Below are 25,274 nucleotides of genomic sequence, written 5' to 3' on the forward strand. Positions count from 1 at the left end.
CAGTGTTCGTGTTAAAAGGGATCAGTCCGTCTGCGCTTTTTGCAGCCAGAAAACAGCCTTTATCTCTGTTTTCGCTAAAAATCTGTTTATTGACATTCCTGCTCCAGCCCCTTTTCCTGCAACAGGCCATCGCAGCCGCCTCGGACTACGCTGCAAAGCCCAACCAGGGCAGCACCTTTTCATCGCCTCTTGTTATGCTGGCGATGCCGGTGGATCAACAGCTCTTTCAAAGAGCTTATTCAGACTACACCGATCTCGATGACGACGGCCTGATCGATTCAACTTATAAGGACGACTTTGATTACATCGGTTACTTTGACAGTAACTGGTGCTACGCATACAGCAGCTCGGACAAGATGTACCAACCCGTATTGCCAGCAACGGGTAGCAATCAACATTTTTGCCAGGACGCCTCAGCCCCATGGAGTGGTAACTTTATGAACTGGGTGTCCATGTCCAGAATGGAAATACTGAGAGTCATTCTCTACGGTGGACATCGGTCAACGGACTCTGCCACACAGACAGTGCTTAGAAGGTCTTCCCTCTCTACAAACCTCAGTGGTGCTTTTGCCAAAGTTTATTCCGGTGCAGACATTGATAAATACACTCCGTATTCATCACCGGTTTCTTTTTGCAGTCTCTGGGCTGGAGCACCGTCACTGAGAATCGCAGCGGGTCAGTTTCCTCGCTGGGCCACTACAGAAATCAACCAATGTCAGTGGGGAAATGCATTCAGTCCTGCCAGAAGTGCTGAACTGGCGACCCACACTGTCCAGGTAGAAGCTTGTGTCTCGGGCAAAGATGGCAATAATGCCGGGCGTTGCAAACAGTACTCCAGCGGTGTTCCCAAGCCCGTTGGCCTGCTCCAAGGCTATGGCGAAGAAAATCAGATTCAATTTGGTCTTATTACCGGAAGTTATGGCCGCAACAGCTCAGGCGGTCTGTTGCGGCGCAATATCAGACAGTTTGCAGGTAATACCGACCCAAATGATGATGAGATCAATCTATCCAATGGCACCTTTAATACCAGCGTTCAGGGTATTATTCACAATATCGATGCCATTGGTTTGACTGCATGGCGTAACCCGATTTCAGAAATTTATCTTGAGGCCATCAGGTATTTCTCGGGAAGCAACGCAGGTTCTTCTGACTTCAGCACCTCAGATGCCGGACGAGGCATGACCAATGAAGCCTGGGTGACACCTATGAGCCAGGCCAATGACTGCGCCAGCTGTGCCATCATTCTTATATCCAGTGGCACCAACGTGTATGACCTGGATGATTTAGACAATAGCATCTCTGATGTCACAGGTCTGAGTAATATCAATGACCTGATTAACCTAACCGACGATCTCGGTGACATTGAATACAATGGCAACCTCTCGGGTAATTATTATTACGGTGGCAGTAACAACCGTTGCACAGCAAAGTCCCTGTCCAATCTTTCAGATGCCGTCGGTATCTGTCCTGAAGCTCCGGACAAAGAAGGGGGTTACGCAGTTGCGGGTCTGGCTTATCACGCTCAAACAACAGACCTGAGAACCGATCTTGATGGTATCCAGAATATTAAAACCTATACCATTCAACTGGCTGACAGCCTTCCCTCCCTGAGCGCCAATGTCAACAACAAGACGGTCAGCTTCCAACCGATCACTTCCAGCGGCTCTTTCCGTGACCTTGTGGTCGATGAGCAGACGGCAGACGGCAAAAAAGGAAAATACACGTTTATCTGGGAAGATTGTCAGGAAGGCTGTGACAATGATTATGACGCCAGCTCCAGTATTGAATATTGCCTTGGCAATGCCTGCTCACCCGCCATCACCGGCAATCAGATTCAGGTCAGTTCCCGCTTCGAAGGGAAGTTTTCTAACGGAAACTACTCTTTTTCCCACAGTATTTTTGGTACCAATAATGATGGTATAGCGTCACCCTACGCGGCGGGCCCCGGTGGTGGAGCAGCCCAGGGTCCCGGAACGCCAGAGACTCAAACCTATGTGGCAACTGGCACTGCGTCCGGTATTTTGCCCAAACCACTGAGGCTGGCAGCAAAGTATGGGGGCTTCAACGATCTGGATAATGATGGTACACCCAATCATGATGCCAATGGTGATGGAGTGCCTGACAATGATTCCAGAGAGTGGGATATCAGAAATAACGCAACAGGTGAACTGGGCGCCGACAATATTCCCGACAATTTTTTTCTGGCGAGCAATCCATCTTTGTTACGAACCCAGCTGGAGCTGGTTTTTAAGGACATCGCCAGCCGTATATCTTCCGGTGCCAGTGCCGCGTTGGTTTCTAACAGTGCCAGCGGTGCAGGCTCGGTCATTCAGGGGCTATTCCGCCCCAAAATAACGGTCAGGAACATTGAAATCAGTTGGGTCGGACTGCTTCACAGTTTATTTGTTGATACCAAAGGTCACTTCCGGGAAGACTCCAATGGTAACCGGACACTGGATGACTATTCGACTGACCAGGTTGTGACCTTGTCTTTTGACCCCGCCAGTAGTTCTACTGTTATTCAACGTTATACCTCTTCCGATAATGGTGTAACACTGACGCCTGATGGCAGTACCGCCGATTTGACCTCACTGGCACCTGTCTGGGACGCTCGTGAACGCTTGACGGAAATCAACAATATTACCAGTCAAAGAAACTATACGGCGCTGACCAACACTGGCCGTCATATCCTGACCTGGCTGGATGCCAATAATAATGGCCGTGTCGATGCCGGTGAGGAACAGCCTTTTGTCTCTGCCACCTTCACAGGCAGCAACGGTGACTATTTAGGTGTGAACGCAGCGGAATCGGATAAGCTGGTTAAATTCATTCGTGGCGAAGACCAGACGGATTATCGCTCCCGTTCTGTGGACATCGACAATGATGGCGACCTGGAAGTATGGCGACTGGGCGACATCATTCACTCCAATCCCGTCGCCGTGTCCAAACCGGAAGGGTATTACTCTGACAGCAAACCCTTCAACGGCAACGACGCAACCTTTATCGATTTTCAGAAACACTACGAAAACCGCCGCCAGGTCGTGTATCTGGGTGCCAACGATGGCATGATCCATGCCTTCAATGCCGGTTTCTGGGACAAAAACAATCAGCGCTTTGACCTGAATCATGATCCCTCAGAAACTCAGCACCCCCTGGGTGGAGAACTCTGGGCGTACACACCGATGAATTTATTGCCCCATCTTCGCTGGCTGTCAGAACCGGATTATCCCCATGTTTATTACATGGATGGCGAACCTTTGATTTTTGATGCCAATATTTTCACCCCGGATGCGGACCACCCAAAGGGCTGGGGAACAGTGCTGCTCATGGGCATGCGGCTGGGTGGAGGACCCATTGGCGTTTCAGTCAACAGTGCAACCCGGACAATGCGTTCTGCCTACGTCATGCTGGATATTACTAACCCGGAAAAGCCTCCGAAACTGCTGGCAGAAATTACTCATCCGGAGTTGGGCTATACCACGGGCCGACCCGTGGTGATACAACGGCGAAAACCCAATGCTTCCGGAGACTATAATTTCCCCACCGAAAACAACTGGTACCTGGCCTTTGGCTCAGGTCCGACAGGCACAGGGCCCAGCGGTATACGACAAGCTCTGGGCGATGCTACCAGTGACCAGAATATGAAAGTGTTTGTCTATGATCTGAAGAGCAAAAACTTTCTCAGCGCTTTTAACCCAATGGACAGTGGTATCGCACAGGCTTATGCCGGCAACATGGCCACCGTGGACTGGGATCAGGATTACTATGACGATGCCATCTACTTTGGCAGTGTAGAAACCGCAGGCAATCTCAGTGGCGAACTGCTAAGGATCAACCTGGCAGACCCTCTGGCTGCAAACTGGACACTGGGCACCTTAACCCGCCCACAGCGCCCTGTTAGCGCCCGTCCCACGGCAGTGACCAACAGCGATAATGAGCGCTGGGTCTTTGTCGGTACTGGTCGTGAGTTGACCCGGGCAGACAGTCAGAATACTCAGCAGGAGTTCTTTTTTGGTGTTAAAGAACCCAAGCCCAGTGATGTGTTCTCTTATGGCACGGTGCCCTTCAGCAGCCTGATTGATACGACGGATATTAAAGTGGAAGCCGATGGTGACCTGAAATCCGGCTTTACCGTATCGCCGGGCACGACAGTGAGTAACTTTGAGTCCCTGCGCAACAGCCTGACCACCGAAGCCGGTTGGAAAAACCGACTGATCCATGACGGCAAAAATCCCAGCGGTAAAAGTGTTAGCTCACCGGCTAATGCTTTTGCCCTGCTGCTGTTCACCGAATACCAACCACCTGCTGATCAGTGTCTGGTGGATGGCACCAGCTTTCTGAATGCTCTGCACTATCAGACAGGCACGGCAATACCCGCCAGTATCCAGCAAGTGCTGACTGCGGGTGGTTTTACTGACGATACGGTATCGGAAAAGAAAATCAGCCTGGGAGCAGGCCTGGCACCGGCTCCGGTAGTCCACCAGGGCAGTGACGGCAAAACCAGCATTATTATTCAGGGCGGTGCCGGTAATATTTCCAGCACCAATCTGGAATACACACTGACAGATGATGGCCGACAATCCTGGCGACAGATATTTAATATCCCCAAGTAGGAAGGCTATAGCGTAAACGGCCATGTGCCAGAAGAAATAATTCTAAGGAGCTGAGTTATGGATAACGAGCCAGTGCCTACTATAGGCAATGGATTCAGTCTGATCGAGCTGATGATCGTCGTTGCTATCATCGGCATTATTGTCGCGGTTGCCATTCCATCCTATCAGCAATATGTCTTTGAAAGTCGCAGGACAGACGCCCATATCGCCCTGACGACGGCGGCCGCAGAACAGGAGAAATTCTACACCTACGACAATGCTTATACCACTGATATCAACAATCTTGGTGGAGCTACTTCTCCGGACGGGCACTACACCATCGCCGTAACGGCCACCAATACCACCTATACCCTGACAGCCACAGCAAACACCAGCAGCAACCAATTTGAAGATGCAGACTGTCGAACCATCACCTTAAATCAACTTGGGGTCAAAGCCGGTTTTGACAGTGCCGGGACAGCGTTTTCAGAATGTTGGTGAACCGGAAAGAGCTATTGCCAGGAACCGAGTGGCGTTCGTGTACCACGACTATTGATGGTCAGGTTACCGTCCGGGGCCTGAACACCCTGAGGGGTCGCAGTCAGTAATACACACTGTGAAATAGTCATAGAAGAACACGCAGCTGCACTGATTAAGTAATGACCATTCTCGGACACCACTTCATTGGCACCATTGATGGCATAGCCCAATTTTGAGAGATCAGTAGTATAAGCCAGTTGTTCGGTAAAATAGCGTTCCTGCTGCTGCATAATCGTCAACAGGGACGATATGCCTTCGCTGCGTCGGGAATGCATGACATGTTCGTTGTACGACGGGACAATGATTGCAGCGAGAATACCGATGATGGCCACCACGATAATAATTTCCAGTAGTGTAAATCCCTTTACCTTTCTCACTGTTTTTCCCTCCAGAACGTTTTGTGGAAAGGTATCGAACCCGCTTCCCTGAGAATATCCTGAAAACACTCCCCACCCACACAGATATCTGCGCCTTGACTGCTACGGTTAAGAATGACGGGCGCTGGCGTCAAGGTATCATAGCGTAGCTGTCTCTTGCGATCGCCTTTAACAACCTGACTATTGCCATCAAGATCAACCACTGCACTGGCATTATCAATGTTCAACACATAAAGAAAGCTGCTACCCCCGCCACCAGGCGCATAGGTAGTCAGGGTCAGGACATTATTGAACACGGTGGGCCTGCCCAGCAGCTTTTCTCCAGACACCTCAAAGCGGATATACCAGCCTTTCAAGCTACCCAAAGAACTGCGGGCCGTTGCCCGCTGAACCCCATTCCCCTGCTGTACAAGGTTGGCCGTGGCATCGTAGAGCGCTGATTCATCAATGACTGAACCATTGTTGTAGTTATAACTGGCAGGAGCGTCGTAAATGTTGGGATCCCTGAATACATAAAGCCGATCATTGACCTGAGTCCCCAGAGGTTTCGCCCTGAAACCACTGCCTACGACAATGTTCAAATGATCAACCGATCTTGACAGCGAAACATCCGGCCTTTCATAAAACCGTCGGGCATCGGCACTGGAGCTGCCAGAGAAGTTGGCAATTCGCCCTCCCGTGGCGAAGTTCGAGGCTCCGCTGTTATTCTGGTTAACATCGAATCGCCAGACCTGACCGCCAATGTCCACCGCAAAAAAGTAATCCGTCAGCCCATCGTTGTCGATGTCAATGACCGCAAGATCAGCAGGAATACTGTAATCCATATCCGACAGGTTCAGGTTGGTACCGCTGTTACCGGCAGACCAGAGCTTCTGGCCTGTTTCGGCATCCACCATATAGATGGCCCGGCCGATGTCATTATTGCCGATCGTCGTCTGTTCATCAGTATCCTGATCGTAGCCAGCACCAAATAACAGCACTTGTCTGTCAGAACCATTAAAACGAACCTTTGCCAGCGTTGGGGCTGACCAGGTCTGGCCCAATTCAGGAAAATCAGGGTTATTTGCAATGCTATCTGCCTGATTGTCCCTGTCCTGGTCCCCTCGAATCACCCATTTCAATACCGGACTGTTCCTTTCAGTAACATCAAGAGCGTAGATATTACTGCCGCCGCGCCTCATGGTGAGATAAAGATAGACATGCTCTCCAGAATCGGGACTGCCATTATTAGTCTGAAGCACATCGCCATCACCGTTGGCATCATTTATCCATACCGTCATAGGGCCATCCATGCCGTAGGGCTTGGCCGGCTTAGTCACAGGGGGAGGCGGTATCTGAGGGGTGCTCCTGAGCCTGCAGCTCTTATCAAGGGGGACATCACCAAACTTATAGCGATACTCACAAAACTCAGGCTCTAAACAGGTTCCCGGGGGCACAGAAAGAGAATAATTATAGTAACAGTCACCGTCCGACTTTGGTATGCTATTTTTAAGACGGCAACTCTGTGTATGATGAAGATCTAAAAATCGATACTGATAACTGCACCAATACTCGGGAATGCATTTACCGGGTATTCGGTAGTCCCAGACACAACCCGCATCGGAAGATGGGCCGCTATAGTGGTCCCCCCCCCCTACCAGATTATCTTTGTAGAGTTTAAGGTTAACGAGCAACTCTTTAGGAATAAATGAGAACTCGGTGCTGCCATTAGCGGTATTTACACCGTGTAAAAAGCCGTCGTTGGTGGTGAAATAGACAGTTCGATCCACCACTGAGCCAACACTGTTCTTATAATAGGTGATCACTTTTGGCTGGGTATGAAGTGGATCACCAATACTGGTTCGATTGTCCGTAATGGAACCGTCCCTGTCTTCGTCGTCAACATCAACCCCTCTGGCCCACTTGAGAACATTGGTGCGGTTCGTTGCCGACCCACTCCCGGACAAAGCCAGAAGCCCGGTGGTAATCCTTGAATTATTCTCACTGACACGATTACCCGAAGCACTCAGGATGAGATTGTTACCAGTGATAATATTGGAAACCACCAGCCGATTTTGACTCAGATGGGCAGCCATCCCCCCTTCACTAACAGAGCCACCATCATAAGTATTTCCCCAAAAGCTTTTGGAAACGCCGCCAAAAAATCCGGTGGATGAATTGATAGCCAAATTACCATTGGCATCATAAACCTGATTATCCGAACCCAACCGGTAACGCTTGAGGTTGCCGCGCCAGCTGGGGCCATTCTCAGTCCGCAGCACGATATAATAGAGTTCATCAGAGCTTTGGAGAGCGTTTGCAGCATCACTGACCGATCCGGGTGCCGCAAACCCCAGGGTATCGGTCTGACTGTTATTGTATGCATTGATCAGAAGATCTGTGTCGTCGGACTTTACCTTTGACAGCCAAAACAGACTGAGAAGCAATGTAAGAAGTAGATGATGCATTAAAGGGGAAATCCTCCGTCACGCGCTCTTACTTCTCCATCGGCAGCAAAGCCTTCAGATTGATTCAAAGTGTGGTCACATAGATAAAGCCCAGGGTCTGACTGGATTGTGCGCCTGCCTTGAGCAAAGTAGCGACACTATCAATTTCGAACATCAGCCCCATGTATTTGCCCAGGCTGTAGCCCGGAGGCGGTGGTACCTCACCGATATATCGGAGAGTGGCAGTCTGGCAGATTTGAGTCGAGTTAGGGCAACCTGTCTGGTCCTGTACAATGGTCAGGCTGACATTACCGGCCTTGGCATCCAGTAAAACACTGGGGTTGTCGATAAGGTATTTATATTGTCCATCCAACTCACTGTACGCTACCTGATAGACCTGTAATCCTTTCTGTTCATTGCTGACCGCCATTTCTTCAAAAATAGCCATTTCCATGACAAACAAACTCGAAAATAGCAGCACCAGCATAATGATCATGGTCATAAGCATGATCGCACCCTGTTGCCTGGCTCTGTGAATAGATCTCATACTAGAATCCGGCGTTGTTAAGTTTATAGGCTGTGGTAAAGACATATCGGGGGCGTCCATCGTTAAAGGTCAAAGTATTACTGTCCAGAATGTTGTACGTCCGCGTTCGCTGTTCAAATGAGCGAGCCTGCTGACCAGAATTCACAAGTATGCCCAATCTGATACTTCTGACATCCCGCCAGTCACTGACCGTACTGGCCGACAGATACTGATGTACATTATTCGTATTGTTATGGGTAACGCCATAAAGAGCCTGGAGACGTTCAACACCACTGATCACAGCCCTGGCTGCACCTCTGGCTATAGAGTTTGCCGGGTTGTAGCCCCGGCAGAACAGAGTATCAATATTGTTATTAGCCGGATCAGGAGCCACATAGTAAACATTGGCCGTCAGCTCATTCGCCGGAACGGTGTTACCCGCACAATCTTCACTGTTCTGAGGTAGAAACTGGACAGCCACCTGATCACTGTTGTTACCGCCACCATCAAATGTACATTGTGCCGCGCTGCCACATCTGCCAGTAAAGAATGGCAGCACCAGACTATTCACTTCATCGCTGTAGCCTGCCTGTCTTAGAGCACGACCCAGCAGATACAGTGTATGCCGCCCATTTTCCTGGGCCAGGGCAAGATCTTCCTGGAAATAGGTAGAACGACTGCTGTTCAACATCAGTTTTAAAAAGGTGCTGCTGACTAACAAACCGATCACAAGCGCCAGCATCAGTTCAATCAGCGACAACCCTTGCTGTCGGAATAAGGATTTTCTGATCATTACCGTAGATATTTCAGAGTCAGTGATTTCTGAGCCAAAAACAAACTACCAATGCCGCCTCTGGCTTCCCATTCAAGGGTTATCGACACCGTTGCACCAGAATTACAGGGGCTGGCTGAACAGCTGACAGTCATCTGCTGGTCGGATAGTCTGGCATTTCGGCACATGAGATCATGAACATCAAAGTCAGCCATTTCATCAGCCGTGCAGGTGTTGGCAAGGCATTGTCTGGGAGCAGGCCCGGCACAATAGGATGAGAGATTACTGCTGGCGGTCTGGGCTCTACTCTGGTAACGGCCTGACTGCACCCCCTGAACATTCACCTTCATACGTTCAGACATCTCATTCGCCAGCCAGAGCGCCTGAGAACGTTGCAGGCTGTCTTGAGTTGCTCTGGTGGCCTGAGCCTGCATTCCCGCCATCCCAAGAATGCCTACCATAAAAATCACCACACTTATCAACACTTCTATGAGACCAAAGCCTTTCTCTTTGCTCTGTGGAACCTTTCTGTACGTCTTTGTATGTGCTTTTAAGTGTGCTTCCATCAACAATTACCTGTGGAAGAAGATTTTCGAATTTGTCCAGTCGTTGTGACCGATACGGTTTTAATTGGAGTGCCCAATCCTCCCGTGGGACAAACTCTGATAGTTCGCACCACTGAAGGGCTGCCCCTGGGGGTAAATGTCAATGTGTTACCGGCATTCAGATTAATCGTGACATCACTGTCAATTTCTCCGTATACCCTGATAACGTCCTCACCCGTATCAACCGAACTGTTATTGTTGGGATTAGTGAAAACCATCCAGCCTGCTTTCCAGTTGCTGCCTGAAGTATCGCAACTTGTGCCGTTTTTGCTTCGACAGAGACTGATATTCACGCCTCTTTTTATCGCCTCACTGCGAGCCACCACCACACTACTGAAAATACGTTGATTGTAAAAATCCAATCGAAACGATTGCACAAGCGAATCCAGAGACACCGTTATGGAACTAATGATGCCGACCAAAAGAATGGTGATCATCATCTCGATAAGGGTCAGCCCTTTCACAAGCCCGGGCCGGGTAATTGCGAAGCGATGCCTGAACACAACCTGCTTCCTTTGCTGAATGACACTCCAACTTTAGGAAAAAAAGCAAGACCAGAGATTCAGGGAATGACAGGCGGCTTATCCAGGTGTGAGCCGGATAGCACCTGATAAAAAGGCTTCAAAGAATTGACACGAATCGGGAGATTAAGGGCTTCCCCGGGGAATGCCAAAGATCTGTCGTCATGACATTCTGCCCAAGGTTTGTGAATTCAGTTCGTGATTGCTGATACCGCCTCCGGCTTCCTGATGGATAACGAAAGACGATGTAACCCAGCTCCAGTTTGACTCTTTTTATGAAAAGGTCACGTCCCGGCTTAGAAAGCAGCCGAATACGTCAAACTGACCAGCTCAGAGCCATCACCCTGACCGCTATAGTTATAATTCAGCCCCAACTTGCCATTGCCCAATTCCATAACGGCGCCCAGATTAGCCGTAGCAAAGCCACCTTCATCCACATAGGCTCCAGGCAGGTTGTACTGCCCAAAATTCAGATTGGTATTGGTGACGTTAATGCTCTCAAAGCCACCTTCCTGCTCATCGGTATGATACATCTCGGCGTTGAAGGCAATAGTCTCCGTGAGCTGCATACTACCCATAAAACCGGCACGCAGCTGCATGCTTTCTGTGGATTGATTCCCCCATTTGTAATTGGAAATTTCTCCGCCACTCTCGGTATAACCGTTAACAGAAGCATGAATGGCTTGTAATCCGAGAACGGGACCAAAAACAAACTGAGACGATTCATCGAGCAGGTTATAGCCAGCCAGAAGATCCAGACCAACAGCATGGCCTTCGGTATCCCCTTTGGCAGTATAAGACTGCGAACCTATATTGAAATCACGCGCAAGATCTGCATAGTCCATATTGGTATAACCCAGTGCACCTTCTAAAAACCAGGCACCTTCACGATAACCATAAAGAATATTCAGACCATAATTGTTTGCCTCAAACGATGAACCATCGACGTCCAGCTCATTCTGTCCCAGAGTAACAGCAATACCCAAAAAATGGTTGTCATCCAGGCCTTTGATCAATCCCACAGTGGATGAATAACGATCATCGTCGGGACTTAAGCCGCCATCCAGCTCATTGGCCCCCGAAGCGCCACTGATAAACCAGCCACTTTTTACATCCTTCCAGCGGGACTGACGCATTTCATTGGTAACTGCACTGAATTGACTGCGAGCTGCACTCAAGCCCATCTGCGGTAACAACCCCACTTTTCTGGGGGCTATAATGATATCCGCCATGTAATCTGCAGCCAGAGCATGGGTTTTGCCGGTGGGGTGCAAAAAATCATTAAAAATCAGGCTGTCAGGGTCCGGAGCAGTGCCATCAACCCCATAGACCGGATGCTCGAAGCATGTGCTTGAAGCACCAGTACCCGCCTCACCATTGTCATAACAGGTATACACCTGATCGATTGGAGCGACGGTGACAGCTGCATCGACGCCTGAGGCAAAACCAAATTGATCAGCGTCCCTGATAATAAGATCAATAAAACCCTGAAAATCTACCGGTATGACATTGGCACCGGTTTGGTTGACAAAAATTTCAAGCGCCTGGTTGTAACCAGCAGCAGCAGTACTTGCCCCAGTGGCCTGATTCGGATCAGCCAGAGCAGCCAGTTGAGTAAGGGGAATCCGCCCCATATCAGGCAAATTTGCCAACATAATATAGTTGGCACCAGCAGCACTCAGAGCACCCACCGCTGTAGCCATATTCTGGGCTGATGCCTGAATCGCAGCCGCTTGATCGGGCGCGCTCGACCATGTTCCCCGTAAATCATTCCCCCCACCATCGAGCAAGTAAAGTGCATTTCCAGAGGCCGAAGGGTTATCAATCAAGTAAGAATTAAAATTGCTTCCTCCACTGACCGTAACAGTATTTGCATCATCCTGAAGGGCAACCCCACCAACAATAGAATCCAGAACATCGGCGGTTTGATAGCCCCCGACTGCATAGTTATTACCGCCATTGGCAAGAGTATCAATATCCAATCCCAGGGCCTTAGCCAGCAATTCAGTCGCTATGACTCCGCCATCATTTGTCGCATAAGACAGGTTGCCTGTATCCAGCAAGCTGTCACCAAACACGTAAAAGTCACTGAAGGGCTGCTCGGCCTGAGCACCAAAAGATACGACTGCAGCCACAGCCGCAGATAGAATTTTCCGCTTCATCTTCTTTCCTTATTATTATTGTGATGATTTTTATATGCAGTATTGTGAGGCTATTTTTATCACTGCGACCAGAATTTAGCAATCAGTCATTAATAATCGGCATATGCCGCCGACTCACTTTTCCTGATTTTCTCAAGCAGCTAGCTCATCAGTCTTTATTGTCTTTCTTTGAACTTTTTTTGGATTTAAAGGTCAAAATATACTCAAGGAACACAATACTTCAGGGATTAAGTATATGAATATATCGCAGTCTGGAGCCTTCAATGGCCCCTCCATCGGAAATGAGCCCTACTCGCTACAGGACAGCGTTGCCAGACTGCCTGGCAGCAACAACGCGGCAGAGGTTTATTTACCAGCTAATCGCGAACATCACTACACGGGTTCAGAGCAACCTGTTGTACAGCGCAAGGTTTCTAACCTTGCCCTCTTTGACGGGCCTGGCCCAGTATCCGCTTCAGGTCATGATATTTACCTGACGCCACTGTCCACAGCTGTACATCTTCGGGAAACGCTGCAGAACCTTATCAAAACATTGCATTATCAAAAAATAACCATCGAAAAGTCTGACGTTAAAGAACCGGAAAACCAGATTGAAGAAACGAAGGAGGATGATAAAACCGATGAGGCACTCAATATTTTTATCGGTTTTATATTATACAAGGAGGGCCTCCAGGAAGACCGTGGTTTTTTTGCAAGAGAACAAAATCGATATTTGCCAGACCAGACAATCGAAGCCAGACGGGTTACTGAGATCTGTGATGTCCTGAAGAAAATATTTCAAGAGCATTCAGAAGGAGTAAAATCTAACGAGAACTATTTTAAACATGAAGGTCTTAATTATGATCTCTCTGAAATGCTGATTGATTATCTTGCGGAAACCGGTTATATCCCAGTCTGGAAGAATTGCGATAGTATACCCTGGGCTCTTCGCAGGGAACTGTTTGAATTTTTTGAAACTATCCTGTCGCATTACGGCAAGTTTTCCGAGCTAATCGCTATATTTGGTTTTATTTACAAACATGAATCCCATTTTATTGAGATTGCCAAAGCTTCTGCTGACAGTCTCAATAATAATTTGTTGTCGTGTGTTTTACGCATCGATGATGACCTGCGCGAAACATTCAACAAATCGATAATGAAAGAAATATTTGAACGACGCTATATACATGTTATTGACAACCTGTTTGCCAAAAAGTCTGAATTCGTGGGGAGCAGCGAGTACCCATTGATGAGTCCATGCCTTAAATTTGGAGAAGAGTTCGAATACTATATTAACACTTTATCGGGCTCAAAAAGTGAAGCGAGGCGTAAAGCCCTGTATCCTCTTGGAGAGCACCTTGAAGAGCAGGGCTTTAAGTTCCTTGGTTGGATTGAACCATACAAGAGGCGGTATACCCTGAACAGTGATTTTGAGATTACCTCGTTTGTGGATACAGTTGAGTGTCTTGAGATAAACTGCAAGCCATACCACTTAGATGATAAACAAGCCCATGACTGCTTTAAAAAGGTGATTAGTGCGATTAACTTCATGCGCAACAATAGGGTTATCAGTTATAGCTCCGGGCACAAACATGTTGATGTGTTGAGTGCAACGGGCGGTGATCCCGCAATTATCATGGCAATCGAATGTGAATTACAAAACAACCCCTATTTACTCAGATTTTTCGGTAATGAAAAACGGATTGTCTCAGATAGCGAGGCGCAATGGCATAAAACATTCAGTGATTTTGAGAAGCTGAAGGATATCGCGATAGTCAGGATGAATCAAATGATTGCCCATTACAATACGAGACTAATGGATGGGGATTATTGCAGCAGCAATTTGCAAGGAGCAACCGATGAAGAAAAAATGGAAAACCTGAAACAGTTTACTGGTTTTTACAGTCGATTTGTTCAGATGACCGACTTTCAGCATATGACCGGGAAATGGAGGTGTATGCCATGTGAAGAAAATGATGCACTCGCAGGCGCTGCAGAAAAGTACATGGCGATCTCGTTATTACATATCAACGGAACAGCTGCCATCAATGCGCTTCCAACAATGGAATTCCGTTTTTTCCGCTGTCCGAAAACAGCTGAAGAGGTACAACTGGTCAATGAATTCTTGCAGGCCTGGTTTCAATATATCCACCAGTGTCGGCGTGACAATATACCTCTGGAACCCGTTCCTGCTGACATCAAGGCATCCAAAGATTATTCCCCTGAAGAAGTGCGGAGCTGCAGTCTTGCCTATCTCGAGAAAATAGGTCTGGATTCACGACGTTATCTGGTCTTTATGGATGCAGAATAATGGCTTTATCCAATCGAAAAGAAAGGCAAGACCAGAGATCCATGGAATCATTCGCTTCCCCAGGGAATGCTCAAGATCTGTCGCCATGACATTCTGCCAGAAGTCTGGAAACGGTAATTCAGTTCGTGACTACTGATACTGCCCCCGGCGCCCTGGGTTACCGCAGATCGACTGCCACCAGCCCCCTGATGGATAACGGGAGACGATGCATAGCCCAACCCCAGATTGACTCTTTTTATGGAAAGATCAGCGCTGGCTTGATCGCCCTGGTCCTGCTCACCCAGAACGGGGTCGGGTGATGCTGTCCCCGTCTGGTAATGCAAGCCGACCAGAGTACTGGAACCATCCACACGACAACTGTCTTCTGATGGCTTGTATTCAGTGAACAGAATCAGAGAAAACAATCGGGAAGCCGAGGTGATTGACCGCCCGGCGGGAATAACACCATCACCCTCTAAATCAAGCATCCAGCCACTCTTGGCCGCAATCACTGTCTGAAGCGCAGTAAAGCTGCTGACGGTTGAGGAGTCCACTGTAAAGGCCACATTGCCACTGTTGGTTTTTTTATTGACAGTACCATTGGTGTAGACCTGAACATCCGTCGTATTGACCAGACCTGATAAAGACACCGCATTGTAGTTTAAAGCACCGCTGCTATTTTTTGGCTCCTTGAAACCATAAAAAGACTGTGTTTGTGTGGTGCGATTGTCATTATACGTCAGTAGCCTTCCACTCCCTACATAAAGCCAATGATGACGCTTGTCTGAGGCCACAACAGGGGCGGCTGAAATCGGCTTCCCGGTATCAAGAAGTGTTGCCAGTGTTGAGTCGGCCATAGTGTTTTGCAGACGCAATCTCATAAGTTTGCCATCCAAAGTCGAAGCACCTGTTGCAACTGCTCCGAGATAAACGGCATCGTCTTTATAATCCCGATCCCAATCCACAGCTGTAATATTACCTCCGTATGCCTGAGAAACCCCTGAATCCATCGGCGCCATGCCCGACACAAAAGCTTTACTTTTCAGATCATAGACAAAGAGTTTCAGATTCTGATTACTCGACCCGTCATCCAGTGCCGTTCGTATGCCAGACTCCCCTGTACCGATGGGTCCTGATGCAAAAACCAGATACCATTCATTCGTCGTAGGTGTTTGACTCCAATCATCTTCACCCTGGCTGTCTTTGGCAGCCACACGACGTTTTACCAGAGCAGGGCGAGAAGTGGTAAAGCCCAGTTCCGGATGGGTTATTTCCGCCAGCAGTTTAGGGGGCTCCTCTGGATTAGTGATATCCAGCACTACATAGGCAGAGCGAAGTGTTTTGTTATTCCCACCCAAAGTCACCTCGTAATCACCGCCACCAAGACGCATACCCATCACCAGCACGGTTCCCCAGCCGCCGGGATAATCACTGTCATTACTGTCAAAAATGTTGGCATCGAAAGTTACAGGCTCTGCATCCATGTAGTAAACATGGGGATAGTCCGGCTCTCTCAACCACTGCAGATGAGGCAACAGATTCATGGGCGTATAAGCCCAAAGTTCAGAACCCAGTGGATGGCTGACTTCGCTGTTATCCCCCGTTGTGTTATAGCCGTATTGACTGTCATCCCAGAAGCCACCGTTAAAAGCGTGGATCATGCCGTCATTAGCCCCTACGTAAAGCATGTGCCGACGGTTTTTGTATTGGTTGTAGAAGGAGGTATAGGTGGTATCGGAATAGAGGGCATCAAACCGACTTTCCGGAGAAGACACCAGCTGTGGTGTTGAATGAATAATATCACCCAGTCGCCAGACATCATCGTCTCCGTCTTCATCGTAGTCAATGGTTCTAGGACGGGTTCCGGAGATCTCCTCACCGCGAACATAGTTGATGACATTGGCAACCTCAGAAGCTGAAACCCCCAGATAACCCTCGCTTGTGCTGAATGTATCAGGCGTCAGTGGCAGAGTTTCACCGATATCAACAACACCATCATTATCTTCATCCAGCCAGGTCAGAATATGGCGGCCACCTGAAGCGAGGGAACTGAAGGTACGCTGACTGGTGACGTTGGAGAGACTGGATAATTGATCTCTGGCATCCCAGATTGCATCCAGCTGATTCAGGGACTGAAGAGCGCCGTCGGGCGTCAGTGTTACCCCTGAATCTGAAGTGGAATATCTCTGAAGCAGCGTCTGGTTGGAGTTGGGGTCAAAAATCAACTTCACGACTTTATCGACCGTATAATCATCAAGCTTGTCATTACCATTGCTGTCTTCGCGAAGTAAACCCTTACTGTCGACAAAGAGCGCGTGAAGCATACCACCCCAGGAAATGGTCTTACCGTTGTACTCCATAACGGGTTGAAACAGCGCCTGATAGAGAACACCTGCGCCAGTCTGACTGTTCGAAAAAAGTGCCGCGTTGGTGGCGGAGGACACCCTGCTGACGATATCCTGCAACACTTGCCCCAGCTGAGCTTCTAACTGGCTGGGGTTACGAGCGAAATAATAATTGTCAGGTAAACCATCTGCGCCTATTGAGCCTGTAGTATTATTCCGGCTATCCCACTCCCGGTCGTCATCTGAAATCCCATCGCCATTTTCGTCATACCTGGGCGTACCATCGCCATCAAGATCAACAAAGCCACCGTACTTGGCCGCAAACCAGAGCGGTTTTTCAAGTAGACCTGCTGAGTTGCCGCTGGCCGTAAAGTTATTCACTTCATAATCCGTCTGCCCTTTGTAGACAAAATCGTTTTGTAATCCATCGTCGTAAGTACCAGTCATTGTGTAACTGAACCTCAGGTTCAATCCGGCATAAACACCATCTACTTGGACAGCCATTCGCACCTGGTCACTGCCAAAACTACCCACACGCAGGGTTGAATCTGAAGTGGCTGAGCACTGGGCTCCAACACAAAACTTAATGCGTGAGGAAGCGTCATAATCAAAATCATTACCCCAGAGAGAGTCCTCCCAGGTAAACAGCAAGCTGCCTTCCACGACCTCACCATCAGAGTTCAGTACTGTATTCTCTACCACTACATCAGTGAGTGTGCAGTCACTACCACTGCCAGAGAAATTCGTTCCGGAACCAAAGTTGGAGCTGGTATGACAAACCGGTTGGAAAGTGACAGGCTTACCACCCGCATTCAGGGTAAAGCTAGGCATACTCTCTGCCAATTGAACGGCATAGGTTTTGACTTTCTGCACACCATCAAGAGTAGTGTTCAAATCGGTCTGGTTGCCATAGAACGCCAATCCGGACGCCTGATAACTCCCCTCCAGCTGAGGCAACTCAGGACACAGGCCTTTGGCTTCTGACAACCCATTAAGATACTTAGATGTACACTGTCGTGTGCTACCTGTACCTCCAACCAGATAGTTACCAGCAAAGTTATTGTTATATTCAAGCTCACCCACTTCATCGGTTTTGCTATTCACACTGGCAGTACCCGACAAGCCAGGCAAATCGGCACTACTGGAGAGTTCGTCGGAATCAAAAGAGTTCAGTCCGCTGGACAACAGGATAATTGAACAGTTGGCACAGGCGTTGGCTGAAGTGACGGGGGCAATCCAGGACTCGGTCGACAGTCCTGACACAAATTGATCATCAACACTGGTATCAAAAGCACTGCTGGGTGATGACTGACCGGCAAAGTATCTTAGAGCCTCCAGATACATTTCAGCCAGTGGATTCCCCCAGTTGCTGCAATGACGATTTGAATAAGTTGAACGCCCTGATTTAAAGGTATCAATGGAAATGCCATAAGTGCTGCAGTCGGTATATTTATTCTGACTGTAGCTGTACCTGGCAATTCTGAAGCTGTTGATGTGCTGTATGATGCCATTGACAGAGCCGTTAAAAATACCAGTAGATACATTGACCTCATCATCAGAAGACGACGAGTTACCACCAATTTTGGAGATATTTCTTCGCAGCAAGCCACCAGAAATATTCTTGTCGTAACTGCCGCTGATCAAGCCAAACCGGAGACTGCCATCTTCACCATAGCGTTGCAGCAATCCCACCGGTTTGGCGTTGCCATTAGAATACTCTCTGCAACGAACCGACGTTGATGCATCTTTACCTGCTACACAGGATTCAACCCGAACCGTTTTTTCTGCTAACTCATAGCTGCTGGAAGGACTGTTAGACGCACCCCACTGGCACTGAATCACTTCAGTAGAAGCCCAGCGTGGCCATTGACCACTGGCAATACGAACCTTTGGTTCACCAAGTTCACTGGTCGCCAGATTACAAAAACTCACAGAACCACTGTAAGGAGTCAGACTGGCAAGATCACTGCCATTGTATACTTTGACAAAAGCATGAATATCTCTGGGCAAATAGGCTCTTTCCAGAACGGTCAATGATGAACTATCAGAAGAACGTTTACCCCCAAAGAGCACCCTTCTCAGAACATCCATTCGACTCATGGTCGCCCAATTCAGAAAATTACCACTCCATGGTGCACTTGCTGTATCACAGAAGTGACTATGAGTACCGGTTGCCAGTGCAACCGGTGAAAATCGCCCATTCGACGAACTGTACGAATAGCACCACTGACTGTCGAAGTACCCCAGGTATTCGAAGTCGTCTTTATAGGTCACATCCAACTGACCATCACCATCCAGATCCGAGTAATCCGGGTAGGCTTTTTTAAACAGCTCGTGATCAACCGACATCACCAACATAACCAGAGGTTCCGAGCTTCGACTTAACAGAGGTGGCACCGATGAATAGAGATTCGATGAGGGATCTGCTGATACCAGAGTGGACCAGACTGACAAAACAGACAGGCTGTTTATCAGCATTTGCTTCATCTTCATGACTGCACTCCTTGAGCTATAGCTAGTCATTTTTTTTATAAGTAGTCTGCAGCATGACCCGGGCATCTGTAGAACCACCCGTTGCCAATACGGTAATCCGATAAAACTGCGCCCAGTCAGTAAAACTGCCCGGGTCGGGGACAGGGCCATCACTTTCCTTGGGTAGATAACACCGGAACTCAACGATGTATTTAGCCTGAGCAGATATACCTTCCAGATTAATGACCGTCATTCGATGTTTTGAAGAGGAAGACCAGACAGACTCATCCTCCCAGGGCCTGTCACTGCCATTTTCACAGGTTCCTGCATCGGTAATTTCAGCGCCACTGAAACAAAGCCCATTGCTGCAGCCTGAATTAAAACTGGAAAGGGAAAAAACGGTATTGGCAATGTAATTTTCAGCTTCGAGCACTGCCACTTCGGCAGAGTGAAAGGCTAATTGTTCATTTCGAAAGTTACCGGTCATTTTCTCTTCCAGACTGGTCATCCTGATCGAAGTAATACCGGCTACTGTGAGAATCAATAGCAGCACCAGACTGACCATTAAAACGCTTCCCTGTTGAGACTTCATTGTGCTTTTCATTGAGCGATCCTCACTGCGGAATTCGATTCCGCAACTCCATAGTGATCACAAAAGATCGACGTAAAAAATTATCCGAGGGTGTTATGCGGTTTCCGGCAAAAAAATAGGACTGAGGGGTGTCCGTCACCTCCTGAAAACTTCTAAACAGCATCTCCATACGCACACTGGTGACATTTTGCCAATCAAGACTGAACAACCCTATCTCTGAAGCGGTTCGATATTGATTGGCAATGCCATCGTCATCGCTGTCATAGCCATAAAGCAGACTTAAACCTTCTACACCTTCAAGAAGCGCTTCAGCTGAATTAATCGCTCCAGAGGAAGTTTCTCCGGCAAACCTGCGATAGAGATTCGGGACACCGTTACTGTCCCGGAGGTAGTAAACGACAGAAGACAGAGGAAAAACCTGTGAACCGGTATGACTCTCAGCTTTGGCGTCCGCAGCGGATGTCAGACAGTTATAGCTTCCACCCAATTGGCTGGTGCAGTTATACAAGTTGCCACTGGAAGCTGATTCGTGAGAGACCATTGAGCCACTGGTATTGGCTCCGGCACGAAAAACGGAGACCCCCTGACAGTCAGAGCGAACCGCAACCAGAAGATCTCCTGAATTAAAACTATGAGGAGCCGACAGCGTCATTCTGGCCGTTCCGGTATTGTGGCTGATGACACTCAACGCGCTTTCCTGATCAACCTTGTGAATGACAACACTCTCTGAAATAGCATTGCTGTCGACTCTGGAATTATTGGCCTGGGGAACACCCAGAATGCCCTTATCAAAGTGTGCCATCCAGATGCGGTCATCCGTGCTGGTAAATAAAGCATTGGCAAGATCCGAAGAGGGAGGGCAACCTGTAGAGCCAGCCATACGAATATCCCGCGCGATCAAATCAATGGCAAAGCGCGCATTTTCCTGAATGCGGGAGAGTTCATCCTGTAACATGTAAGTGCGATTGGCACTCAAAAAAAGGTGCCCAATACCCGCGATAAGAATCAACCCCAACAGCAGGGCGACCATCATCTCTACCAGTGATAACCCTGCCTGCTTCACCCCCTCTCTATTCATAGTGCACTCCTCAACACCACTTCACGTGCTGCCTGGGCACTATGGGAATCATTGAATTTCAGAGTGATGACATAGACACGGCCTGAGGAAGTATCTTCTATGGCAATAGAGCCTGTAGCATCGGGTAGCTGACAGGCCAGCTGGAATTTCCATTGCTGCACATCATAGGTTGCTAACTGTGACTCACTGCAGGTTGCAGATTCACAGCTATTAATAAATTCCTGAGTCGTACAGGCAGCGGCAACATGCTCTGTTTCCAAAGTGATGTAATCACTGCCCGTAGCTGCGACTGTTTTATTCGCACGAATACGATCCATCATATCGTTGACAACAATGACAGCCTGGGAGCGGAGATAAGCCAACTGGTTATGCTGGAGGCTTTTGGTTTGCAGGCCAGCCATGCCCAACACACCGACGGAGATCACCAGCAGAGCCACCATGACCTCGATCAGGCCAATACCCTTCTGATACAGCTGGTTGATCAGGTTGCGTGTACTTCCTTTCATACGCACCTCAGTAGATTTCACAGTCTATTCAGTTGCAGGTTCCCGACTCTGACACCCTTGCTCTCCCGGTGAGACTCAGAACTATCTGCCTGACTTCAAAGCCACTCGAATTGGCTTCGCACAGAGTAAATGTGCCTGCCAGCCGGGCTTGTCCATGAGGGTTAAAACCCAGCGTGTTGCCATTATTCCACTGCATGGAAATCAGATTATCCGTATCTCCAAAGACTCTGATTAACTGATCTTCCGAGTCGAGAGCACCATCAGCATCTTCATCTGCAAACACCAGCCACCCTGAGCTCCAGTTCATCAGTGAGTTATCACACCCAGACCCATTACTGGACTTGCAAATCGAAACAGGACTTCGTCGTTTAATCGCCTCACTTCGGGCCAGCAACATACTGCCGAACAGTGTCTGGGTATTAGCAGCAACACGACGATCTGCCAGTACATCTTTCATTGAGGGAGCTGCAACAGTGATAAGAATCGCAAAAACAGACAGTGTGACCAGCATTTCAGGAAGCGTCATCCCTGCCCCGCTTTTCCATTTTTGGCCCGATCCGAACACCATAATCAGTTCTCTGTTTCGATACTTTGGGAAGAAGGTTTCTCATCGTTTAACTGCACTTTAGTTGTCTCTGATCTCAAACCGTAGAAGCACTGTAAGAAACTCGGATAGCAAGATCGCTTCAACCGACCAATGGCAAAAACCGCTTGGTTTTCAGGGATAAAAGATTTCGGCAGGGGGCAAAGTGGCAGGTACTTATAACAGCTCATCCAGATGAAATACCGCTTATCGGTATCTACTGCCAACTGCAAAAACATTGTGTTCAACTCGGCCATGCAGGGATCGGTACACTGCCTGCGGCTTTCGAAAAGAAGAAAAATAAATACAAGAAGAAATGCTTTTTCATGGATGTTCAGCCCAAAACCAAGACGAATGGCTTCACACTGGTGGAGCTGATGATTACATTAGCCATTGTGGCCATATTGGCGACTGTTGCATTTCCATCTATGCAATCGTCCATCGCTAATAATCGTGTTCGCTCCCATGGTCAGGATATTGCCAGTATTCTTAGTTTTGCTCGTTCTGAAGCCATTAGCCGCGGAATTCCTGTCGTTGTTACACCAGTCAATAGTTGGCTTGGAGGAGCAAATGTTTCTGCTAATGGCGCCGCTATCCAAGAGTTACCGGCTCTCGTGGGCTCTACAAATATTACTAACAATTCAGCAAACTACACCTTTGACTCAAGAGGCTTAACGATTAATAACACAGCTATTGTCGTCAACCACAATGACTCAGACAACGAAGTAAACATAAATATATCAGCAGGCGGCGCAATTACTGTTAGTGAGGGACCAAAGTGATGACAACTTATCAGGGAAGAGGCAACAGCAAACATCAGAAAAAAGGTTTCACTATGATTGAAACCTTAGTGGCATTAATCATTATCTCTGTGGGTCTTCTTGGTGTTGCCGGTCTGGTCAGTGAATCCCAGAAGAATGTTCAGGAAGTACAGCAAAGATCAATAGCCCTTCAACTCACAAACGACCTTCTAGCCAGAATGACTGCCAACCCCCAAGGACTTGCTAACTACCAGGGTAATATAGTTGCCGCCTTAAATCAGCCGGGAACACTCTGTAATCAGAACAATTCCAACTGCACCCCCGCTCAACTTGCAGCCTATGATCTCTGGGAGTGGAGCGCCTATCTTTTCGGTAGTTCTATACAACTGAACAATAACGACGCAGGTGGTCTTGTTTCTCCTACGGCTTGTATAACAGTCAACAACGATGATGATGTCACTCTTGTGATTGCCTGGAGAGGCAAGTTTCAGAGAGCGGATAGTAATGCTGCGCAGACCTGTGGCACAAATAGCCCAAATTATAACGGCGGCAATGCCAATGATTTACGCAGATTAATGGTTGTTGATACAACTATAAGCTAAGGGGTAGTGCTCATGAGAAGCCAACTAAATTCACTCCATAACCAATCTGGCTTATCCCTGATAGAAATCATGGTAGCCATGACGCTATCTCTTTTTCTTTTAGCAGGTGTTGGTATTTTGTATATCAATACATTCACAATACAAAGAGACAGTAATCAAAGAGTTGATCTTAATGACAACAGCAGAACGGCTCTTACGGTAATATCAAAACACCTGAGATCAGCTGGATACGCCAACGGTCTTGGAATAGGTAGCCTGGATACCAACGGCCTTGCTATAAACCCCGCAAATAGTGACTGTGATAACCTCGGTGCTGTTTATAACTCGCTGACTCCCTTTCTTGCAGGTCGTTCCTCTGCCGATATCCTTGGGTGTGCAGTTGGCCAAGTTGGGAATTACACCGTAAATGCTGGCTCTCCATCTGACTGGATTTTATTCAAAGGTGCAGTAGGCCCGGCACTGGAGTTTGATCCTGCCAATGGTGTCAACCAGCTTCAGGTAAATACCAATTATATTTTTTCCAATACTCAGGAAGGCCAACTCTTCAGAGGAACCATCCCACCTGCAACTCCAGAGGACGAAATAATCAGGGAATATCAATTCAGTCTTTTTTATCTTTTCAACAACAATCTCCAGTTAACAAGACTCGTCAACAATAGCCTTGTCACAGATACTGTTGCAAACAATGTAGAAAGCATGAGGGTGGTTTTAGGTTTTGACGATAACGAGGATGGCCAAGTAAATCGGTATACAGGTGTACCCGCCAATACACAAAATTGGACCGCAGACCAATGGAATAATATTATTTCAGCCACCATTTATATTCTTGCCACGAGTGACAATGATCCGGGCTATCAAGATACACGCTCTTATTTGATGGGGGATATCACTGTTGCAGCACCCAATGACAACCGTCACCGTACCTTAGCCAGTACCACAGTCTATTTATACAATCAGGCATACAGGTAATTTACCCATGAATAGAAGTCACCGAATGTCGCAAAAAGGTATGATTCTGCTTACCTCACTTTTATTTCTGCTTATGCTGACTGCCGTAGCTGTCACCTCTGTAAACCATTCGAACCTGTCACCCAGGAAGTTGGCCAATGCGGAAATAAAAACGCTGACCTTTAATCAGGCTCAAGGTGAATTGAATGAAGTCAATGCGCTTGGTATGGATCAATTGACGCCAAATCAGTGCCCCGGAGAAAGCCCCAAAGACAGTTATAATCCAACGGAAGCGCCTGCGGGTTCAACCAGTGCTGAAATCCAGAATCACCGTTGCAATACTGCTTCTGATACCGCTGCTAATTATCTAACAACAACAGCAAACACTCCAAGAAAAGAAGATGCCAGCGGTGTTGGTAATTATTCCGTTGAGTATTATCGCTTGGAAGCTGAAAGAGAGCAGTCCGGAATTCGAACTTCGATTGCAATGAATAGCTATAAGGGATTACTGGGCGACCAAAGCGGCTCGACATTTGGCCTTGATGAAGGTCGTACTGTCACGGTAGGTGACAACTTTCAGTCAAACTAGGTCAAATT

At 48.0% G+C, this 25,274-nt stretch carries 19 protein-coding genes; 7 read left to right on the plus strand and 12 right to left on the minus strand.

All coding sequences use genetic code 11. The features are described from left to right. Window positions 1-2 precede the first annotated feature (2 nt). Together ACO6V5_RS11370 and ACO6V5_RS11375 are read left to right on the plus strand one after the other, a co-directional pair. A complete protein-coding gene (locus tag ACO6V5_RS11370) occupies window positions 3-4,613 on the plus strand; it encodes a pilus assembly protein (RefSeq protein ID WP_422411165.1) in 4,611 nt (1,536 codons plus the stop codon). A 57-nt stretch (window positions 4,614-4,670) separates the two neighbouring features. Further along, window positions 4,671-5,093, plus strand: coding sequence for a type IV pilin protein (locus tag ACO6V5_RS11375; RefSeq protein WP_422411167.1), 423 nt, complete (start codon window positions 4,671-4,673; stop codon window positions 5,091-5,093). A gap of 11 nt (window positions 5,094-5,104) precedes the next feature. On the opposite strand, the gene ACO6V5_RS11380 is transcribed toward ACO6V5_RS11375, so the two are convergent. The 7 genes from ACO6V5_RS11380 to ACO6V5_RS11410 form a co-directional block, all read right to left on the minus strand. Beyond that, window positions 5,105-5,509 carry a type IV pilin protein gene (locus tag ACO6V5_RS11380; protein ID WP_422132959.1) on the minus strand — a complete coding sequence of 135 codons (405 nt, stop codon included), beginning with the start codon at window positions 5,507-5,509 and terminating at the stop codon, window positions 5,105-5,107. Beyond that, window positions 5,506-7,956 carry a pilus assembly protein gene (locus ACO6V5_RS11385; RefSeq protein ID WP_422411169.1) on the minus strand — a complete coding sequence of 817 codons (2,451 nt, stop codon included), beginning with the start codon at window positions 7,954-7,956 and terminating at the stop codon, window positions 5,506-5,508. Before ACO6V5_RS11385 ends, ACO6V5_RS11380 begins: the two co-directional genes overlap by 4 nt. Before the next feature lie 64 nt (window positions 7,957-8,020). Further along, on the minus strand, window positions 8,021-8,482 hold the full coding sequence (locus tag ACO6V5_RS11390) for a hypothetical protein (protein ID WP_422411171.1): 462 nt from the start codon (window positions 8,480-8,482) through the stop codon (window positions 8,021-8,023). Window position 8,483: 1 nt separating this feature from the next. Continuing rightward, complete coding sequence (locus ACO6V5_RS11395) at window positions 8,484-9,254, minus strand: PilW family protein (protein ID WP_422132956.1); 771 nt, start codon at window positions 9,252-9,254, stop codon at window positions 8,484-8,486. Beyond that, a complete protein-coding gene (gene pilV / locus ACO6V5_RS11400) occupies window positions 9,254-9,799 on the minus strand; it encodes a type IV pilus modification protein PilV (protein WP_422132955.1) in 546 nt (181 codons plus the stop codon). Before pilV (ACO6V5_RS11400) ends, ACO6V5_RS11395 begins: the two co-directional genes overlap by 1 nt. After that, a complete protein-coding gene (locus ACO6V5_RS11405) occupies window positions 9,799-10,341 on the minus strand; it encodes a GspH/FimT family pseudopilin (RefSeq protein ID WP_422132954.1) in 543 nt (180 codons plus the stop codon). Before ACO6V5_RS11405 ends, pilV (ACO6V5_RS11400) begins: the two co-directional genes overlap by 1 nt. A 314-nt stretch (window positions 10,342-10,655) precedes the next feature. Beyond that, on the minus strand, window positions 10,656-12,521 hold the full coding sequence (locus tag ACO6V5_RS11410) for an autotransporter domain-containing protein (RefSeq protein WP_422137457.1): 1,866 nt from the start codon (window positions 12,519-12,521) through the stop codon (window positions 10,656-10,658). Window positions 12,522-12,756: 235 nt separating this feature from the next. Here ACO6V5_RS11410 and ACO6V5_RS11415 point away from each other — a divergent pair, with 235 nt between their 5' ends. Beyond that, on the plus strand, window positions 12,757-14,811 hold the full coding sequence (locus tag ACO6V5_RS11415; protein WP_422411174.1) for a hypothetical protein: 2,055 nt from the start codon (window positions 12,757-12,759) through the stop codon (window positions 14,809-14,811). Window positions 14,812-14,858: 47 nt separating this feature from the next. Here the strand turns inward: ACO6V5_RS11415 and ACO6V5_RS11420 are convergent, their stop codons facing one another. The 5 genes from ACO6V5_RS11420 to ACO6V5_RS11440 are packed head-to-tail and all read right to left on the minus strand — an operon-like array spanning window position 14,859 to window position 22,351. Beyond that, entirely contained in the window at window positions 14,859-19,628 is a 4,770-nt protein-coding gene (locus tag ACO6V5_RS11420; protein ID WP_422411176.1) for a pilus assembly protein, read from the minus strand. A gap of 22 nt (window positions 19,629-19,650) precedes the next feature. After that, window positions 19,651-20,211, minus strand: a complete 561-nt coding sequence (locus ACO6V5_RS11425) for a pilus assembly PilX family protein (RefSeq protein ID WP_422411178.1) — start codon at window positions 20,209-20,211, stop codon at window positions 19,651-19,653. Window positions 20,212-20,221: 10 nt separating this feature from the next. Beyond that, window positions 20,222-21,277: a PilW family protein gene (locus ACO6V5_RS11430; protein WP_422132949.1), complete on the minus strand. Its 1,056-nt coding sequence runs from the start codon at window positions 21,275-21,277 to the stop codon at window positions 20,222-20,224. Beyond that, window positions 21,274-21,783, minus strand: coding sequence for a type IV pilus modification protein PilV (pilV, locus tag ACO6V5_RS11435; protein WP_422132948.1), 510 nt, complete (start codon window positions 21,781-21,783; stop codon window positions 21,274-21,276). Before pilV (ACO6V5_RS11435) ends, ACO6V5_RS11430 begins: the two co-directional genes overlap by 4 nt. A gap of 28 nt (window positions 21,784-21,811) precedes the next feature. After that, window positions 21,812-22,351, minus strand: coding sequence for a GspH/FimT family pseudopilin (locus ACO6V5_RS11440; RefSeq protein ID WP_422132947.1), 540 nt, complete (start codon window positions 22,349-22,351; stop codon window positions 21,812-21,814). Window positions 22,352-22,494: 143 nt separating this feature from the next. Between ACO6V5_RS11440 and ACO6V5_RS11445 the strand changes: the two genes are divergently transcribed. Genes ACO6V5_RS11445 through ACO6V5_RS11460 form a run of 4 tightly spaced genes read left to right on the plus strand, consistent with a single transcriptional unit; the run spans window position 22,495 to window position 25,266 of the window. Beyond that, window positions 22,495-23,148, plus strand: coding sequence for a GspH/FimT family pseudopilin (locus ACO6V5_RS11445; RefSeq protein ID WP_422411181.1), 654 nt, complete (start codon window positions 22,495-22,497; stop codon window positions 23,146-23,148). Beyond that, the gene (pilV, locus tag ACO6V5_RS11450; protein WP_422411183.1) at window positions 23,148-23,729 is read left to right on the plus strand and encodes a type IV pilus modification protein PilV; all 582 of its coding nucleotides are present in this window, start codon (window positions 23,148-23,150) and stop codon (window positions 23,727-23,729) included. The genes ACO6V5_RS11445 and pilV (ACO6V5_RS11450) overlap by 1 nt, the downstream gene beginning before the upstream one ends. Before the next feature lie 12 nt (window positions 23,730-23,741). Then, entirely contained in the window at window positions 23,742-24,698 is a 957-nt protein-coding gene (locus ACO6V5_RS11455) for a PilW family protein (protein WP_422411185.1), read from the plus strand. Between the two features lie 7 nt (window positions 24,699-24,705). Continuing rightward, window positions 24,706-25,266 (plus strand): hypothetical protein, encoded by a 561-nt coding sequence (locus ACO6V5_RS11460; RefSeq protein WP_422411187.1) that lies wholly within the window; start codon window positions 24,706-24,708, stop codon window positions 25,264-25,266. The last annotated feature ends 8 nt before the right edge of the window (window positions 25,267-25,274 follow it).

The organism is Endozoicomonas sp. ALD068, from assembly GCF_049310145.1.
GTDB lineage: Bacteria > Pseudomonadota > Gammaproteobacteria > Pseudomonadales > Endozoicomonadaceae > Endozoicomonas_A.

Coding starts and splice junctions, on each gene's coding strand:
- ACO6V5_RS11440 (WP_422132947.1), bottom strand. CDS start 22,351: ATGGTGTTCGGATCGGGCCAAAAATGGAAAAGCGGGGCAGGGATGACG.
- ACO6V5_RS11385 (WP_422411169.1), bottom strand. CDS start 7,956: ATGCATCATCTACTTCTTACATTGCTTCTCAGTCTGTTTTGGCTGTCA.
- ACO6V5_RS11425 (WP_422411178.1), bottom strand. CDS start 20,211: ATGAAAAGCACAATGAAGTCTCAACAGGGAAGCGTTTTAATGGTCAGT.
- ACO6V5_RS11460 (WP_422411187.1), top strand. CDS start 24,706: ATGAATAGAAGTCACCGAATGTCGCAAAAAGGTATGATTCTGCTTACC.
- ACO6V5_RS11415 (WP_422411174.1), top strand. CDS start 12,757: ATGAATATATCGCAGTCTGGAGCCTTCAATGGCCCCTCCATCGGAAAT.
- ACO6V5_RS11395 (WP_422132956.1), bottom strand. CDS start 9,254: ATGATCAGAAAATCCTTATTCCGACAGCAAGGGTTGTCGCTGATTGAA.
- ACO6V5_RS11410 (WP_422137457.1), bottom strand. CDS start 12,521: ATGAAGCGGAAAATTCTATCTGCGGCTGTGGCTGCAGTCGTATCTTTT.
- ACO6V5_RS11455 (WP_422411185.1), top strand. CDS start 23,742: ATGAGAAGCCAACTAAATTCACTCCATAACCAATCTGGCTTATCCCTG.
- ACO6V5_RS11430 (WP_422132949.1), bottom strand. CDS start 21,277: ATGAATAGAGAGGGGGTGAAGCAGGCAGGGTTATCACTGGTAGAGATG.
- ACO6V5_RS11375 (WP_422411167.1), top strand. CDS start 4,671: ATGGATAACGAGCCAGTGCCTACTATAGGCAATGGATTCAGTCTGATC.
- ACO6V5_RS11420 (WP_422411176.1), bottom strand. CDS start 19,628: ATGAAGATGAAGCAAATGCTGATAAACAGCCTGTCTGTTTTGTCAGTC.
- ACO6V5_RS11390 (WP_422411171.1), bottom strand. CDS start 8,482: ATGAGATCTATTCACAGAGCCAGGCAACAGGGTGCGATCATGCTTATG.
- pilV (WP_422411183.1), top strand. CDS start 23,148: ATGACAACTTATCAGGGAAGAGGCAACAGCAAACATCAGAAAAAAGGT.
- pilV (WP_422132948.1), bottom strand. CDS start 21,783: ATGAAAGGAAGTACACGCAACCTGATCAACCAGCTGTATCAGAAGGGT.
- pilV (WP_422132955.1), bottom strand. CDS start 9,799: ATGGAAGCACACTTAAAAGCACATACAAAGACGTACAGAAAGGTTCCA.